The organism is Flavivirga eckloniae, from assembly GCF_002886045.1.
Classification (GTDB): Bacteria; Bacteroidota; Bacteroidia; order Flavobacteriales; family Flavobacteriaceae; genus Flavivirga; species Flavivirga eckloniae.
The window spans coordinates 468,751-483,607 of record NZ_CP025791.1; the positions used below are offsets into that span (position 1 = coordinate 468,751).

The window sequence follows — 14,857 nt, forward strand, 5'->3', positions numbered from 1 at the left end:
AAATAAATAGAATAGTTCTACCAGAAGCTGATATTTTATATTCCAAAAAGAAAACAAAGTAGATTTGGGTAATAATTTTTCAACTAAGCTTTTCATGAGACAAAAACTTATTTATGCCTCAAACGTTTCAATAAAAAACGATCAAAAAAACCAGGCACAATAACTGTAAATGACTGGTTTTATACAGTTCAATAAATATCAATGATAAAAATTACCTTAGATGGATTATTATATATATATAACGGATTAAAACATGTCTTAGAGGGGGTGAAACTTATCTTAAAGGGATTTTACAATAAAAAAACACTAATATTTCGCTTTTTGGGGTTTATTAATTTTTCCGTTGGATTACACATAAAACTCATAACTACACTATTAGTAGTATACAGTTGTAAATTTGTTACAAAAACATTAAAAAGTTGCTTTTCTAATTCATCCTTTTTTCCTAATACTTCAACCCAACATTCAATGTTTATTAAAAAAATCTAGTCATAATCCAGAATTTTAAATTAAGTTTGTAATGTAAACTTTAGGGGTGTTCCTATATGGAACTGAGACAGTCCCTTTGAACCTGATATGGTTAGTACCAGCGAAGGAAAAAGTTAAGAGATGTATACAACATACATCTACATACTTCTTATATATGTACACGGCTACTTATTAGCTGCTGTACTATTTTCAAAGTATTTCGTCTCAGCCTTTAATAGTTTATTAGTGAAACTCAATTTTGAAAATTTCGATTTTACATCGGAAGAATTCAAAATTGTTAGTTGAACTAATCCCGCTCGTTTCAGTATCTGGCGGGATCTTTAGGTATAACCCTCGAAGTTTACTTCGAAATAAAAAATGTTTTCTGTTGAATGCCTCGTGGGCTTGCTCCGAGGCACTTTATTCAAACTATTAAAATTGTATTATTTATGATTAAAATATCAGTAAATGAGACGACAATGGAGGTTGAAGAAACGACCACCATATCCAAACTACTTACTAAAATTAAATCACCATCAAACGGTATTGCATTTGCTATTAACAATAAAATTATAGCCAAAGAGCAATGGGACTCATATTACTTTAACTTAAACGATAACATATTAATAATTCAGGCTACTCAGGGTGGTTGATGCTATTTAAAAAATGTCATTCAGAGTGTAGCGAAGAATCTTATTTGTTTGTAAAATCATAAGATTATAGATTCTTTATTTCATTCAGAATGACAAAAAAACTTATAAAAATGAAAACTAAAGACACAGCTCCAAAAGAAGGGAAAATATCAAGAAACCCTTTTCCTAATTCCAAAAAAATCTATGTTCAAGGTGACATACACCCAGACATACAAGTGGCAATGAGGGAGATTTCTCTTAGCGACACAAAAGATGCCATGACGGGTAAGTTAACCCCTAACGAACCGGTAACCGTATACGATACCTCCGGACCTTATACCGATCCAAATAAGGATATCGACATTCATAAAGGTATTGACCCCATTCGTAAACCATGGGTCTTAGATCGCAATGATGTAGAAGAATTAAGCAGTTACACATCCGAATACAGTAACGAACGTTTAAGAGACTCCTCTTTAGATCATATGCGTTTTTCATTGCTTAAAAAGCCATTGCGCGCCAAAGCAGGAAAAAATGTAACCCAATTGCATTATGCCAAACAAGGCATTATAACTCCGGAAATGGAATATATTGCCATTCGGGAAAATCAGCGGATAGATGAAATGACAGAGATTAGAAAGCAGCACAAAGGCGAACACTTTGGAGCTTCTATTCCTTCAAAGATTACTGCTGAATTTGTTCGTTCAGAAGTAGCTAGAGGCCGTGCCGTTATTCCATCAAATATTAATCACCCGGAAGCTGAACCTATGATTTTGGGGCGAAACTTTTTAGTAAAAATCAATGCCAATATTGGAAATTCTGCTGTAACATCTTCCATTGAAGAAGAAGTAGAAAAAGCTGTTTGGGCTTGTAGATGGGGTGCAGATAATATCATGGATTTATCTACAGGAGAAAACATTCATGAAACTCGCGAATGGATTATTAGAAACTCTCCTGTACCAGTTGGAACGGTACCTATTTATCAAGCTTTAGAAAAAGTAAATGGTGTTGCTGAAGATTTAACATGGGAAATTTTTAGAGATACCCTTATTGAACAAGCGGAACAGGGTGTTGATTATTTCACGATTCATGCTGGTGTATTATTGAGATATGTACCCATGACGGCAAATCGTGTTACGGGTATTGTTTCTCGTGGCGGATCTATTATGGCAAAATGGTGTTTGGCACATCATAAAGAAAACTTCCTCTACACGCATTTCGAAGATATTTGTGACATTTTAAAACAATACGATGTCGCTTTCTCTTTAGGTGATGGATTACGTCCGGGTTCTGTAGCAGATGCCAATGACGAAGCGCAGTTTGCCGAACTGGAAACCTTAGGAGAACTAACCAAAATTGCTCGTAAACACGAAGTACAATGCTTTATTGAAGGGCCTGGTCATGTACCTATGCATATGATCAAGGAAAACATGGAAAAACAAATTGAGGTTTGTGATGAAGCTCCTTTTTATACCTTAGGGCCACTAACAACTGATATTGCTCCTGGGTACGACCATATTACTTCCGGGATTGGTGCTGCCATGATTGGTTGGTACGGTTGTGCCATGCTTTGCTATGTCACTCCAAAAGAACACTTAGGCTTACCGAATAAAGAAGACGTTCGAACAGGTGTAGTAACCTATAAATTAGCGGCACATGCTGCCGATCTAGCAAAAGGTCATCCTGGCGCACAACACAGAGATAATGCCTTAAGTAAAGCACGTTTCGAATTCCGTTGGGAAGATCAGTTTAACTTAGGTCTTGACCCGGAATTAGCGAGAGAATACCATGATGAAACCTTACCAGCAGAGGGTGCCAAAATTGCACATTTCTGTTCTATGTGTGGACCAAAGTTTTGCTCCATGAAAATTTCTCAGGAAGTGCGAAACTTTGCGGCTGAAAACGATATTAACGACGATAATGAAGTGATGCAAAAAGGTATGGCTGAAAAATCGAAAGAATTCAAGGATAAAGGAAGCGAAGTTTATTTATAAGTCATGATCGTAGTTATTGCTCCCGAGGAAGACATTCGTGATGAAATTATAATTCTAAATCAGCTTTTCGAAGCTGGTTTAGAATATTATCATTTGCGAAAACCAATGAAAAATTTCAAGGAGCATGGTGATTACATACAACAAATAAACACCAGATTTCATAATAGAATTGTGGTACATTACCATCATGAATTAATTGATGAATTTGATCTAAAAGGCATTCATTTTCAGGAGCAAAAACGAAGAGATACTTCTTCTAGAACAATAGATACTTTCTTAAAAAACAAACAAATATCGGTGAGTTCTTCGTTTCATGATCCTAAAGAATTATCTGAATGCACATATGAATTCAATTATCAATTTCTTAGCCCTGTGTTTACATCCATTTCAAAAGAAAACTATAAAGGACAAGGGTTTGATGTTAATGATATTCCCAAAAGAATCATTGGAATGGGTGGTGCTACAAAAGATAATATTAACGACTTTATTCGTCTCGGTTTTCAAGGTGTTGGCGTTCTGGGAGGTATCTGGAACAGTAAAACCCCGGTTGATGATTTAAAACAAATGCTTAATTATTTTAATTGAACAAACAGACTTACATATTGTCCATTGCAGGTTTCGATCCGTCAAATGGAGCAGGAATTGCTTCTGATGTCAAAACATTTGAAGCGCACGGTTTATACGGGTTATCGGTTTGCACAGCTCTAACTGTTCAAAACGATATGACATTTCAATCGTGTAAATGGGTTGATATTGACCTTATTTTAGATCAAATTCATATCCTTTTTGATCGGTTTATGATTGACGTTGTAAAAATTGGAATTGTCGAAAATTGGCAAGTTTTATCCCAAATATTAGATGAGTTGCTTCGTTTAAACCCTAACATTAAAATGGTATTAGACCCTGTTTTAAAGTCAAGTACGGGTTTCGATTTTCATGAGAAATCGTCACAGCAGAAATTTGAAAGTATTTTAAATAAATGCTATATCATCACACCAAATTTTGAAGAAATACAAGCTTTATATCCTGATAAAACGGTAGAAGAAACTATTAAAATTATTAGCGATAAAACCAACTTATACTTAAAAGGCGGTCACAGAACTGATAACAAAGGACGGGATGAATTATACCGAAAAGATTATAATAAAGTACTGTTTGAACCTAAACTTACAGACATCTATCCAAAACATGGAAGTGGCTGTGTGTTAGCATCAGCTATAGCTAGTAATCTGACATTACACGCTGATTTAATTGATGCTTGCAGACATGCCAAATGGTATACTGAACAATTTCTAAACTCTACAAAAACCCTTTTGGGCACTCATTCTAAAACTAATAGTCATGCTTCCTAAACTACATTATATATCACAAGGCCATACAGCCAAAGAACATCTTGAAAACATTCAAAGAGCTTGTACTTCGGGAGCTGAATTGGTGCAACTCCGTTTAAAGAATACATCTGAAAAGAAAATTCTGAAAGCTGCAGAAGAAGCCCGGGAAATTACATCGCATTATCAAACACGATTAATCATTAACGACCATTATAAAATTGCAAAAAAAGTAAAAGCAGACGGTGTGCATTTGGGAAAAAACGACACCTGTCCTACTACGGCTCGAAAAGATTTAGACCCCTGGCAAATCATTGGGGGCACGGCTAACACCCTTGAAGACTGTGAAAAATTAATCGAAAAAAAAGTAAACTATATTGGGATGGGACCTTTTCGCTTTACAACAACTAAAAATAACTTAAGCCCTATTTTAGGAACAAACGGCTACCTAACCATTCTTGAAACGCTTCAAACGGACACACCAATTATTGCCATTGGAGGTATTACCTTAAAAGATGTGCCAGAACTATTAAAAACGGGCATTCATGGTATTGCTGCCTCTGGAGAAATCACCAAAAATTTCAATACAATTAGTCAATTCAACAAACTGTTAAACAGCCCTTCGGAGCAAGAACAGGTTTGGAATCCCAATCAAAATACATAACATGACAACAGATATACTTAACATAGCAGATAAGACCTTTAAGTCGAGATTATTCACCGGTACGGGTAAATTTAGCAGTTCTGATAAAATGCGAGAAGCCATTATAGCTTCGGAAAGCGAATTGGTTACCGTAGCATTAAAACGTGTGGATTTGGAAAATGAATCGGATGATATGCTTGCGCATTTAAAAAGTAATCAAATTAATTTGTTACCTAACACCTCCGGGGTAAGAACAGCCAAAGAAGCTGTATTTGCAGCTGAATTGGCAAGGGAAGCACTTCAAACCAATTGGGTAAAACTGGAAATACACCCGGATCCCAGATACCTACTCCCCGACCCTATTGAAACCTTAAAAGCAGCAGAAGAATTGGTAAAATTGGGCTTCGTTGTGATGCCATACATTCATGCCGATCCTGTGCTATGCAAACGTTTGGAAGAAGTTGGCGTGCAATGTGTGATGCCTTTAGGTGCTCCAATAGGAAGTAACAAAGGCCTTAAAACGCTTGAGTTTTTGGAAATTATTATAGAACAAAGCAACGTTCCTGTTATTGTTGATGCTGGTATTGGTGCGCCGTCACATGCTGCATATGCCATGGAATTGGGAGCTGATGCCGTTTTAGTAAATACTGCTATTGCCGTATCTCAAAACCCAGTAGAAATGGGAATTGCTTTTAAAATGGCCGTTGAAGCCGGGCGTATGGCTTATAACGCCAAACTAGCACCTATTAAGAAACATGCAGAAGCAAGTAGTCCTCTCACCTCTTTTCTAAACGATCTAAACTAACAACACAATCATGTCTTTTAAAAACACATTCGAAACATACGATTGGGATACTTTAGAAAAAGAGATATATGAAGTTACCGCTGAAGAGATAGAAAAGGTGCTTCTTAAAGATAAAATTGAATTAGAAGATTTTAAAAAGCTCATATCTCCAGCTGCCAAACCGTATATAGAAGAAATGGCGCAACGCAGCAATACTATTACTAAAAAACGCTTTGGTAATACCATTCAAATGTACATTCCTATGTATCTGTCCAATGAGTGTCAAAACATCTGTACCTACTGCGGATTTAGTATGGATAATGGTATTAGAAGAAGAACTTTGAGTGATACCGAAATATTGCAAGAAGCCGAACACATTAAAAAATTAGGATATGATCATATTCTTCTGGTAACGGGAGAAGCAAACAAAACGGTTGGGGTTTCATACATAAAACATGCTATAGATTTAATTCGTTCTCAATTTTCAAATATTAGTATCGAAGTACAACCATTACTTCAGGAAGAATACGAAACCTTGATTCAATCTGGATTGTATGCCGTTTTAGTATATCAGGAAACCTATCATAAAGCCACTTATAAAACCCATCATCCTAAAGGTAGAAAATCAAATTTTGATTATCGGCTAGATACCCCAGATCGATTAGGCAAAGCTGGAATTCATAAAATTGGATTAGGTGCTCTTTTTGGGCTTGAAGATTGGCGAGTTGATAGCTTTTATACAGCACTGCATTTAAAATACCTGCAAAAAACATACTGGAAAACAAAATATTCGATCTCTTTCCCAAGGCTTAGACCGCATCAAGGCGGATTAGATCCAAAGGTAGAAATGACCGATGCCGATCTGGTACAACTCATTTGTGCTTATAGGTTATTGGATGAAGATGTTGAATTATCCCTATCTACCCGCGAAAATGAATTGTTTAGAAATCATAGTGTTCATTTGGGTATTACCTCTTTTAGTGCCGAATCTAAAACAAATCCGGGAGGGTATAGTGTAGAACCTGAATCGCTTGAACAATTTGAAATTTCGGACGAGCGTACTACTGAGGAGATCAAAAACATGATTCAATCTCAGGGTTATGAGGTGGTTTGGAAAGATTGGTCTAAGTCTTATGTAAATTTTATCTAGATATAAATTACACTAATTTACTCGGATAGGCACATAAGACCTGTCAGGTTTTAAAAACCTGACAGGTCTGCGGAAAAGCTATTATATTTTTATATATCTTTTGTATATCATTACAACCTGTATTTACACATAAATAAACATAGTTTACTTATTAATAAATCATTAGTTTAAACTTGTATCAAAATCCAATTATTTGGCTCCTTCCTATACAATCATACTCTATTTACAACCCAAACAATTTAGGCAACCACAATGTTAGACCAGGGATATATGTAACTAAAAACAGTGCAATAATCATAGATACGAAAAGCGGTAATAATGGCTTAACTACTTTCTCTATAGTTGTATTAGCAATACCTACTCCAACAAATAAGACCGAACCTACGGGAGGGGTACAAAGTCCTATACACAGATTTAGCACCATTACGATTCCAAACTGTACTGGATCCATACCCAATTTGGTTATAATTGGTAAAAATATAGGTGTAAAAATCAAAACAGCTGGTGTCATATCCATAAAGATACCTACAAATAAGAGCAGCAAGTTGATTATTAATAAAATGATGATCGGGTTATCACTAACCCCTAAAAGCAGGCTCGAAATATCCTGAGGGATATTCTCATAACTCATAATCCACGACATACTCATTGACGCACCAATTAATAGCATCACTATAGCTGTGGTACCGCAAGAATCCAACAATATTTGAGGGATATCCTTAACCGAAATTTCCTTGTACCAAAATCCTAAAACCAATGTATAAAGTACGGCAATTGCAGAAGCCTCTGTAGCTGTAAAAATTCCGGTGACAATACCACCTATAACCACCACTAAAAGCATTAAACTAGGGAAAGCATCTATAAATGTTTTTACCACTTCTTTTAAAGAACTACGTTTTCCTACTTTGTATTTTTTCTTTTTAGCCCAAAACGAAGCTACGATCATTAAAAATAAGCCCGTTAAGATTCCGGGAATGTACCCCGCAAGGAATAACGCCGCTATAGACACGCCCCCACTAGCTAGAGAATAAACAATTAACACATTACTTGGAGGAATAATAAGTCCAGTGGTAGAAGATGTGATATTTACGGCTGCTCCAAACTCTTTGGAATAACCTTCTTTTTCCATTTCGGGACCCAAAATACTTCCCATAGCAGAGGCGGATGCCATAGCAGAACCCGCAATAGCTCCCATGAGCATTGCAGAAATTATATTTATTAAAGCTAAACCTCCGGGAAGCGATCCTACCAGAGTTTTAGCAAAAGCAATTAAACGATGGGCTATGCCCCCTTTATTCATGAGTTGTCCTGAGAGGACAAAAAACGGAATAGCGAGTAGTGCAAAACTATCCAGCCCTGTTCCTATTCTTTGAGAGACTGTTGTTAAAGCTGGTAACGTTGGAATACTTACCATCATCGTTAATAAAGATGAAATGGCTATACTCCAGGCTACAGGCACCCCAATTAACAATAAACTGATAAAACTTAGAACTAAAATGATTACTGGTATATATTCCATTAGAGTAGTTGTTTGTTAATGATGTCTGAAACTTTGTAATAAATAATTATGATACCACTAATAGGAATAACCAAATAAACTAATGCTAGTGGAATTTGGAGCGCGGGAGAATATTGCTCTAATACATAAGTAATGTAAACTAGTCTGATCCCTCCTACTACAAGGGCTGTTAAACAAAAAAGTATGATAAGAATATTTACAAATAGTTTTAGCTTAATTTGGTTTTTTTTGTTAAGCTTTCTGGGGATTAAATCTATAGCTACATGCATTTTTTTTCCCGATACATAAGCAGCACCTAATACCCCAACCCAAATCATTAAATATCGTGCCAACTCATCGGTGAACGAACTTGGTGATCCCATTATAAACCTTGTAAATACCTGCCATAGTACATTTATTACCATAACCGCCATAATGAAAGCTAAAATATTACCCAGAACTTTATCTATTTTATCTCTTATCTTCATTTTTTGCAAATTATAGGGTTATTTTACTTTTTGAATTCTACTGATTAAACTATAAATCTCACTTTCATCCTTGTAACTCTCATATACATCCGATACTTTTTCCTGAAACTTAGATTTATCTGGATTAACAACTACAACACCTGCTTTTTTAACAGCTTCTAACGCATCCTCTTCTGCTTTAGCCCAAAGTTTTCTTTGGTATTTAACAGATGCATCAACAGAAGCTTGAACCCATATTCTTTGTTCATCATTTAAATCATCCCACAGATGTGTTCCCATAATTAATACATCGGGTACAGATGTGTGCTCGTCTAAAGAATAGTATTTACAGACTTCGTAGTGACGTGATAAATAGAAACTTGGTGGATTATTCTCTGCGCCATCTACTACGCCTTGTTGCAACGATGTATATAACTCTCCCCAGGATATCGGTGTTGGTGAGCCACCTAAACTGTTAACCATGTTCATAGCCGTGATGCTTTCCATAACACGGATTTTCAACCCTTTTAAGTCTTCGGGCGATTCTATAGGCTTCTCTTTTGTATAAAAGCTACGGCTTCCAGAATCGTAATATCCCATCCCCTTTAGCCAGTATTTCTGTCCGCCATCTAAAAGCTCCTTCCCTATGTCTCCATCCAGAACATTAAACGTATGTGCTCTGTCTCTAAATAAAAATGGCAGGCCAAACACTTTCATGTTAGGCGAGAAATTCTCCATAACAGCTGCCGAAACTTTGGTCATTCCTAAGCTACCTATCTGTATTAACTCTAAGGCCTGACGTTCGGTTCCTAACTGTTGATTCGGGTAAATCTGAATCCCCATAGTTCCATTAGAACGTTTTTCCAAATCTTCTGCCATAAACACCATAGCTTTATGAACCGGATGACTCATATCTAGTCCATGAGCCAGTTTTATTACTTTTTTACTTTGTAACGTATTACAAGAGCTAAGTACGAATGATGCTATTATTAAAACAAATAGGGACTTGATAAAACGTGGATTCTTCATGGAGAGCTTTTAATTAGTATCAAATTTAAAATATTTTACGGCATTATTATAACAAATATCCTGAACTAATTTCCCTAAAAACGGTATATCGTTAGGAACTAACCCTTTTTGAATATCATCTGCAATTAAATCGCACAATATACGTCTGAAATATTCGTGTCTTGGGAAGGATAAAAAGCTACGACTATCTGTTAGCATGCCAACAAAATGGCTCAATAGTCCAATATTTGATAATGTATTTAATTGTTTTTCAATGCCATCCTTTTGGTCTAAATACCACCAACCAGAACCCCATTGCATTTTTCCAGGCATTTCTCCGGTATTGAAATTACCCATCATACTCGCAAATACTTCATTGTGAGCCGGGTTTAAATTATAGCAAATTGTTTTTGCCAGTTTATTTTCATAGTCTAACTGTCCAAATAGCTTTGACATAGATTCTGCAAATGAATAATCGCCTATAGAATCGCATCCTGCATCTGCCCCACACAATTCAACCAATCTTTTATTATTATTTCTAATAGGTCCTAAATGAAATTGTTGCGTCCATCCCTTAGTATGGTATTTACGAGATAGGTAAAACATCATAAATGTTCTATATTTTGCTACCTCTTCATTTGTTAAAGGCCTTTTGCTTAAAAACTTTCTGAATATTTCGGCAACTTCAATCTCTGTATAATCCACAATATGCAAAGCACCTGTAATACCATAATCAGACAATACACAGCCATTTTCATGGAAAAAATCAATTCTTGTATCAATGGCTTTAAGCAAGCTACCAAGGCTACTGATGGAAAATTTAACGCAAGCACCCAACTTATCTAAATAGGCATTAAAGTTTGGTGCGTCTTCTATAAAAAACAAGGCATCAGACCGAAATGTAGGCAACACTTTTGTGTAAAAGGTCCCTTTGTTTATTTGTTTATGATATTTTAAAGAATCTGTGGGATCGTCTGTTGTACAAACAAGCTCCACTTTCATTTGTTCCAACAACTCAGCGGGTGTCTTTTTAGCTAAAATAGCATTGGCTTTATCGTAAATTTCGTCCGCAGTGCTTGGCTGTAGAATCGTATCGATGTTGAAATAGCGTTTTAACTCCAATTGCGTCCAATGAAACAAGGGGTTCCTTACGGTATAAGGCACTGTTTCTGCCCACTTAATAAATTTCTCTTTTAAAGAAGCAAAACCTGTAATAAATGCTTCATTAATACCGTTAGCCCGCATACCCCGCCATTTGTAGTGATCTTCACTTAACCAAGCTTTGGTAATATTTTCAACAGGTTTATTTTCTGCTATTTGTTTCGCAGATAAATGATTATGATAATCTATTATTGGCAGGTCTTTAGCATAATCATGATATAAGATTTCTGCTTCTTTAGATCTTAGTAAAAAATTTTCTGTTATGAATGCTTTGGGGGAAGCTTCAATCATAGTCCTAAGCTTTTGGTAATTCCTAATTCTAATCCTCTTAATTCTGCTAACCCACGTAAACGTCCAATACCTGAATATCCCGGGTTAGTTTTTTTATGTAAATCGTCCAACATTTGATGGCCATGATCCGGGCGCACCGGAATTAAGGCATCTGCTCTTCCTGCTGCCTTTCTCTTTGCTTCTTCTTCTATAACCTCTTTTACGATACTAAACATACCTACATCGCCTTCTAAATGATTGGCTTCATAGAAGTTTCCTTTTACATCTCTTTTTGTACTTCTTAAGTGTAAAAAGTGTACTCGGTCTGCAAAACGTTTAAAAATTTGCACCAAATTATTATCTGCTCTTACACCTAAAGATCCTGTACAAAAAGTAATACCGTTAGAAATATGAGGTACTTGTTCAAAAATATATGCGTAATCGGCTTCTGTACTCATTATTCTCGGCAACCCTAAAATAGCGTAAGGTGGATCGTCTGGGTGAATACACATTAATACATTATTTTGAGCTGCTACTGGTATAATTTCCTTTAAGAATGCTACCAAATTTTCTTTTAGTTTTTGGGCATCAATATCTGCATAACTATCTAAAATGGTTTGAAACTGTTCTAAAGTATACCCTTCTTCTGCTCCTGGTAAACCTGCAATAATATTGTTTACCAATCCTCTCTTTTCTTCTTCGGTTAAAGCCTCAGCATAAGCTTTTGCTTCAGCCTTTAATTCAGCTGTATATGTAGCTTCTGCTCCCGGTCTTTTTAGTAAATGCAATTCGAAAGCTGCAAAAGCTGTTACATCAAAACGTAATGCTTTTGATCCATCTTCAACTTCATAATCCAAAGAGGTTCTCGTCCAATCTAAAACTGGCATAAAATTGTAACAAACAATGTTAATACCACATGCTGCTACATTTTCTATACTTTTTTTATAGTTATCTATATATGTTTTAAAGTCTCCCGAACGTGTTTTAATATTTTCATGTACGGGAATGCTTTCTACAACAGACCACTCTAAACCAGCAGCTTCTATTATTTGTTTCCTTTCTTTAATCGCTTCTATTGTCCAGACTTCTCCATTAGGAACTTGATGTAAAGCCGAAACAACACCTGTTGCTCCTGCTTGTTTTATATCTGATAATTTTACCGGATCATTGGGTCCGTACCAACGCCATGTTTGTTGCATTTTTTTCTTTTTAATTATTATACTCCACTAAATGCACTAAACCCGCCATCGACAGGAACTACAATGCCTGTTACGAATTTTGATGCATCGGAACAAAGATAATGCACCGCGCCATTTAATTCATCCGCTTCGCCAAATCTTTTCATTGGGGTATTTTGAATAATCGTGTTCCCTCTGTCTGTATAATTCCCCGTTTCTTTATCAATTAACAAATCTCGATTCTGGTTTCCTATAAAAAATCCTGGGGCAATGGCATTTACCCTTAATCCGTCTCCATATTTCAATGCCAATTCAACAGACATCCATTTTGTAAAATTATCGATCGCAGCTTTTGATGCCGAATAGCCAACCACTCTTGTAATGGCTCTTTGGGCCGCCATTGAAGATACATTTAAGATAACACCGCTTTTATTTTTCGCCATTTCCTTCCCAAAAACAATTGATGGCAAAATACTTCCGAACAGATTTAAATCTACCACCTTTTTAAAGTCATCAATACCTACATCAAAAATCGTTTGTGATGGTGCTATGGTCGCACCAGGCATATTACCTCCTGCTGCGTTTATTAAAACATCAATACGTCCATACTTTTTAATAATCGCATGGGATGCTTTCTGTATACTTTCTTCTTTAGTAACATCACAGACAAAACCATCTACATGCTCGCTTATGCTTTTAAATCCTTCTACGGTTTCTACCAGTGGTTTTTCTTTATAATGCAATAAAACTACTATGGCACCTTCTTCTAGTAAATATTTTGCAATACCTCCACCAAGTACTCCACAACCTCCGGTTACAAGTACTATTTTACTCTTTATATTAAATAAATTCATCTTATTTTTATAAAAGACAATCAATTATATCTTATCCTATTTTTTAATTGTCCTCTCCTATTTCAATAAAAAACATCCTAATTTCTTACAAATACGTGTGCGTACACGCAAATTTAAACTATTTTCTTTAATTCGTTTTTAAAAAACAGCGAAAATATTGTAAATAGCTCACTATTTTATATTTTCGTTTTTTTGAAACTTTAAGTAAACTACGTTTTGTATTTATTTTATTTGAGGTATGAATTTATTTTAAGCACATATTGAAAACAATTAAAGATATTGCAGCCTTAGCTAATGTTTCTATTGGAACAGTAGATCGTGTTATTCATAACCGACCTGGGGTTTCTGAAAAAACCAAAGCTCATATTGAAAAAATAATAAAGGAGCACAATTTTCAAATAAACAAGACGGCTAGTACACTTGCACTAAATAAAAAATATGATATAGCTGTGCTAATTCCTGTAGCGGAGTCTGCCTCAGATTTTTGGTACTTACCCAAAAAAGGTATTGAAAAGGCTTCGAAAGAAATTGAAATTCATCGCACCTCGGTAAGCTACTTTTATTTTAATCTGCTTGATCCTAAATCTTTCGAAGAAGCGTTTGATAGCTTGCTGGAAAAATCTTTTGATGCTGTACTATTGGTTCCTATATTCCCAGAAGAAACCAAAAAACGCCTTATACATTTAGAAAAAGGAAACATCCCCTACGTATTTATTAATATTGAAATGGAAGGTGCAAACAATATTTCTTACATAGGGCAACATTCTTTTGATAGCGGAGTACTTGCTGCTAAACTCATGTCTTTATTAATAGATGATGAAGATGAGATCCTCATTTTAGAAGCCAGAAAAAATAACGGTTTTCATTCTGCTATTTTAGACAGAATTTCGGGCTTTAAATCGTATTTCAACTCCAAAAATTCAAAGGTTAAAATTAATGAAGCTATTGTTTCGAATATGAAAGACCAAAAATCTTTTGATGAATTAATTTCCGAACAATTAACGAACAACCAAATTCGAGGCATATTTGTTCCGTCAAGTAAAGTAAGAACTATAGCAAAACATATTGAAGACAACAACATAAAACATTTAAAATTAATCGGTTACGATCTGAACGAGGATAATATACTTTTTATTAAAAATGAAATCATCGATTTTTTAATCGATCAAAATTCTTTTTATCAAGGCTACGAAGGCACAAAAACCTTATTTAATTTTATTTTAAATGGTATTGTTCCAGAAACAAAAAGGTACTTACCTATAAAATTGTTAACAAAAGAGAATATTAAGTACTTATAAAAACAGTTAATCGTTAACAAAAAGAACCTCTTGCGCATCGAAAACTCATATGTAGTACTTCTGGGAAAAAACAACAACAGAATATACATAAATAATACAAAATCCTTTTTTTAAACCTACAAGA

14 protein-coding genes and 1 riboswitch are annotated in these 14,857 nt (G+C 35.3%); of the genes, 8 read left to right on the forward strand and 6 right to left on the reverse strand.

What is annotated here, in order from left to right; translation table 11 throughout:
* Positions 1–521 precede the first annotated feature (521 nt).
* Positions 522–615, forward strand: a riboswitch (TPP riboswitch).
* Positions 616–917: 302 nt separating this feature from the next.
* The 7 genes from thiS to thiH all read left to right on the forward strand — a co-directional run bounded on the left by thiS (position 918) and on the right by thiH (position 6,999).
* A complete protein-coding gene (gene thiS / locus C1H87_RS01930) occupies positions 918–1,121 on the forward strand; it encodes a sulfur carrier protein ThiS (RefSeq protein ID WP_158655098.1) in 204 nt (67 codons plus the stop codon).
* A 110-nt stretch (positions 1,122–1,231) separates the two neighbouring features.
* A complete protein-coding gene (gene thiC, locus C1H87_RS01935) occupies positions 1,232–3,094 on the forward strand; it encodes a phosphomethylpyrimidine synthase ThiC (RefSeq protein ID WP_102758142.1) in 1,863 nt (620 codons plus the stop codon).
* Between the two features lie 3 nt (positions 3,095–3,097).
* Positions 3,098–3,679 carry a thiamine phosphate synthase gene (locus C1H87_RS01940; protein ID WP_102754204.1) on the forward strand — a complete coding sequence of 194 codons (582 nt, stop codon included), beginning with the start codon at positions 3,098–3,100 and terminating at the stop codon, positions 3,677–3,679.
* Positions 3,676–4,446, forward strand: coding sequence for a hydroxymethylpyrimidine/phosphomethylpyrimidine kinase (locus tag C1H87_RS01945; protein WP_102754205.1), 771 nt, complete (start codon positions 3,676–3,678; stop codon positions 4,444–4,446). The genes C1H87_RS01940 and C1H87_RS01945 overlap by 4 nt, the downstream gene beginning before the upstream one ends.
* Entirely contained in the window at positions 4,436–5,086 is a 651-nt protein-coding gene (gene thiE / locus C1H87_RS01950) for a thiamine phosphate synthase (protein ID WP_102754206.1), read from the forward strand. The genes C1H87_RS01945 and thiE overlap by 11 nt, the downstream gene beginning before the upstream one ends.
* Before the next feature lies 1 nt (position 5,087).
* Positions 5,088–5,870, forward strand: a complete 783-nt coding sequence (locus C1H87_RS01955; RefSeq protein WP_102754207.1) for a thiazole synthase — start codon at positions 5,088–5,090, stop codon at positions 5,868–5,870.
* 10 nt (positions 5,871–5,880) lie between these two features.
* On the forward strand, positions 5,881–6,999 hold the full coding sequence (gene thiH / locus C1H87_RS01960; protein WP_102754208.1) for a 2-iminoacetate synthase ThiH: 1,119 nt from the start codon (positions 5,881–5,883) through the stop codon (positions 6,997–6,999).
* A 223-nt stretch (positions 7,000–7,222) separates the two neighbouring features.
* Here thiH and C1H87_RS01965 read toward each other — a convergent pair whose 3' ends face one another.
* From C1H87_RS01965 to C1H87_RS01990, 6 genes are read right to left on the reverse strand one after another with little or no spacing between them, the layout of a single operon-like run.
* Complete coding sequence (locus C1H87_RS01965) at positions 7,223–8,518, reverse strand: TRAP transporter large permease (RefSeq protein WP_102754209.1); 1,296 nt, start codon at positions 8,516–8,518, stop codon at positions 7,223–7,225.
* On the reverse strand, positions 8,518–8,985 hold the full coding sequence (locus C1H87_RS01970; RefSeq protein ID WP_102754210.1) for a TRAP transporter small permease: 468 nt from the start codon (positions 8,983–8,985) through the stop codon (positions 8,518–8,520). Before C1H87_RS01970 ends, C1H87_RS01965 begins: the two co-directional genes overlap by 1 nt.
* Before the next feature lie 18 nt (positions 8,986–9,003).
* Entirely contained in the window at positions 9,004–9,993 is a 990-nt protein-coding gene (locus tag C1H87_RS01975) for a TRAP transporter substrate-binding protein (RefSeq protein ID WP_102754211.1), read from the reverse strand.
* A gap of 9 nt (positions 9,994–10,002) precedes the next feature.
* The gene (gene uxaC, locus C1H87_RS01980) at positions 10,003–11,424 is read right to left on the reverse strand and encodes a glucuronate isomerase (protein WP_102754212.1); all 1,422 of its coding nucleotides are present in this window, start codon (positions 11,422–11,424) and stop codon (positions 10,003–10,005) included.
* Complete coding sequence (uxuA, locus tag C1H87_RS01985) at positions 11,421–12,602, reverse strand: mannonate dehydratase (protein WP_102754213.1); 1,182 nt, start codon at positions 12,600–12,602, stop codon at positions 11,421–11,423. The genes uxaC and uxuA overlap by 4 nt, the downstream gene beginning before the upstream one ends.
* Positions 12,603–12,619: 17 nt before the next feature.
* On the reverse strand, positions 12,620–13,435 hold the full coding sequence (locus C1H87_RS01990; protein ID WP_102754214.1) for an SDR family oxidoreductase: 816 nt from the start codon (positions 13,433–13,435) through the stop codon (positions 12,620–12,622).
* Between the two features lie 260 nt (positions 13,436–13,695).
* Between C1H87_RS01990 and C1H87_RS01995 the strand changes: the two genes are divergently transcribed.
* The gene (locus tag C1H87_RS01995) at positions 13,696–14,733 is read left to right on the forward strand and encodes a substrate-binding domain-containing protein (protein WP_102754215.1); all 1,038 of its coding nucleotides are present in this window, start codon (positions 13,696–13,698) and stop codon (positions 14,731–14,733) included.
* Positions 14,734–14,857: the final 124 nt, after the last annotated feature.

What these genes read in the sequence shown, in the direction of transcription:
- thiS (WP_158655098.1), top strand. Translation starts at nt 918, where the DNA reads ATGATTAAAATATCAGTAAATGAGACGACAATGGAGGTTGAAGAAACG.
- thiC (WP_102758142.1), top strand. Translation starts at nt 1,232, where the DNA reads ATGAAAACTAAAGACACAGCTCCAAAAGAAGGGAAAATATCAAGAAAC.
- C1H87_RS01940 (WP_102754204.1), top strand. Translation starts at nt 3,098, where the DNA reads ATGATCGTAGTTATTGCTCCCGAGGAAGACATTCGTGATGAAATTATA.
- thiE (WP_102754206.1), top strand. Translation starts at nt 4,436, where the DNA reads ATGCTTCCTAAACTACATTATATATCACAAGGCCATACAGCCAAAGAA.
- C1H87_RS01955 (WP_102754207.1), top strand. Translation starts at nt 5,088, where the DNA reads ATGACAACAGATATACTTAACATAGCAGATAAGACCTTTAAGTCGAGA.
- thiH (WP_102754208.1), top strand. Translation starts at nt 5,881, where the DNA reads ATGTCTTTTAAAAACACATTCGAAACATACGATTGGGATACTTTAGAA.
- C1H87_RS01965 (WP_102754209.1), bottom strand. Translation starts at nt 8,518, where the DNA reads ATGGAATATATACCAGTAATCATTTTAGTTCTAAGTTTTATCAGTTTA.
- C1H87_RS01970 (WP_102754210.1), bottom strand. Translation starts at nt 8,985, where the DNA reads ATGAAGATAAGAGATAAAATAGATAAAGTTCTGGGTAATATTTTAGCT.
- C1H87_RS01975 (WP_102754211.1), bottom strand. Translation starts at nt 9,993, where the DNA reads ATGAAGAATCCACGTTTTATCAAGTCCCTATTTGTTTTAATAATAGCA.
- uxaC (WP_102754212.1), bottom strand. Translation starts at nt 11,424, where the DNA reads ATGATTGAAGCTTCCCCCAAAGCATTCATAACAGAAAATTTTTTACTA.
- uxuA (WP_102754213.1), bottom strand. Translation starts at nt 12,602, where the DNA reads ATGCAACAAACATGGCGTTGGTACGGACCCAATGATCCGGTAAAATTA.
- C1H87_RS01990 (WP_102754214.1), bottom strand. Translation starts at nt 13,435, where the DNA reads ATGAATTTATTTAATATAAAGAGTAAAATAGTACTTGTAACCGGAGGT.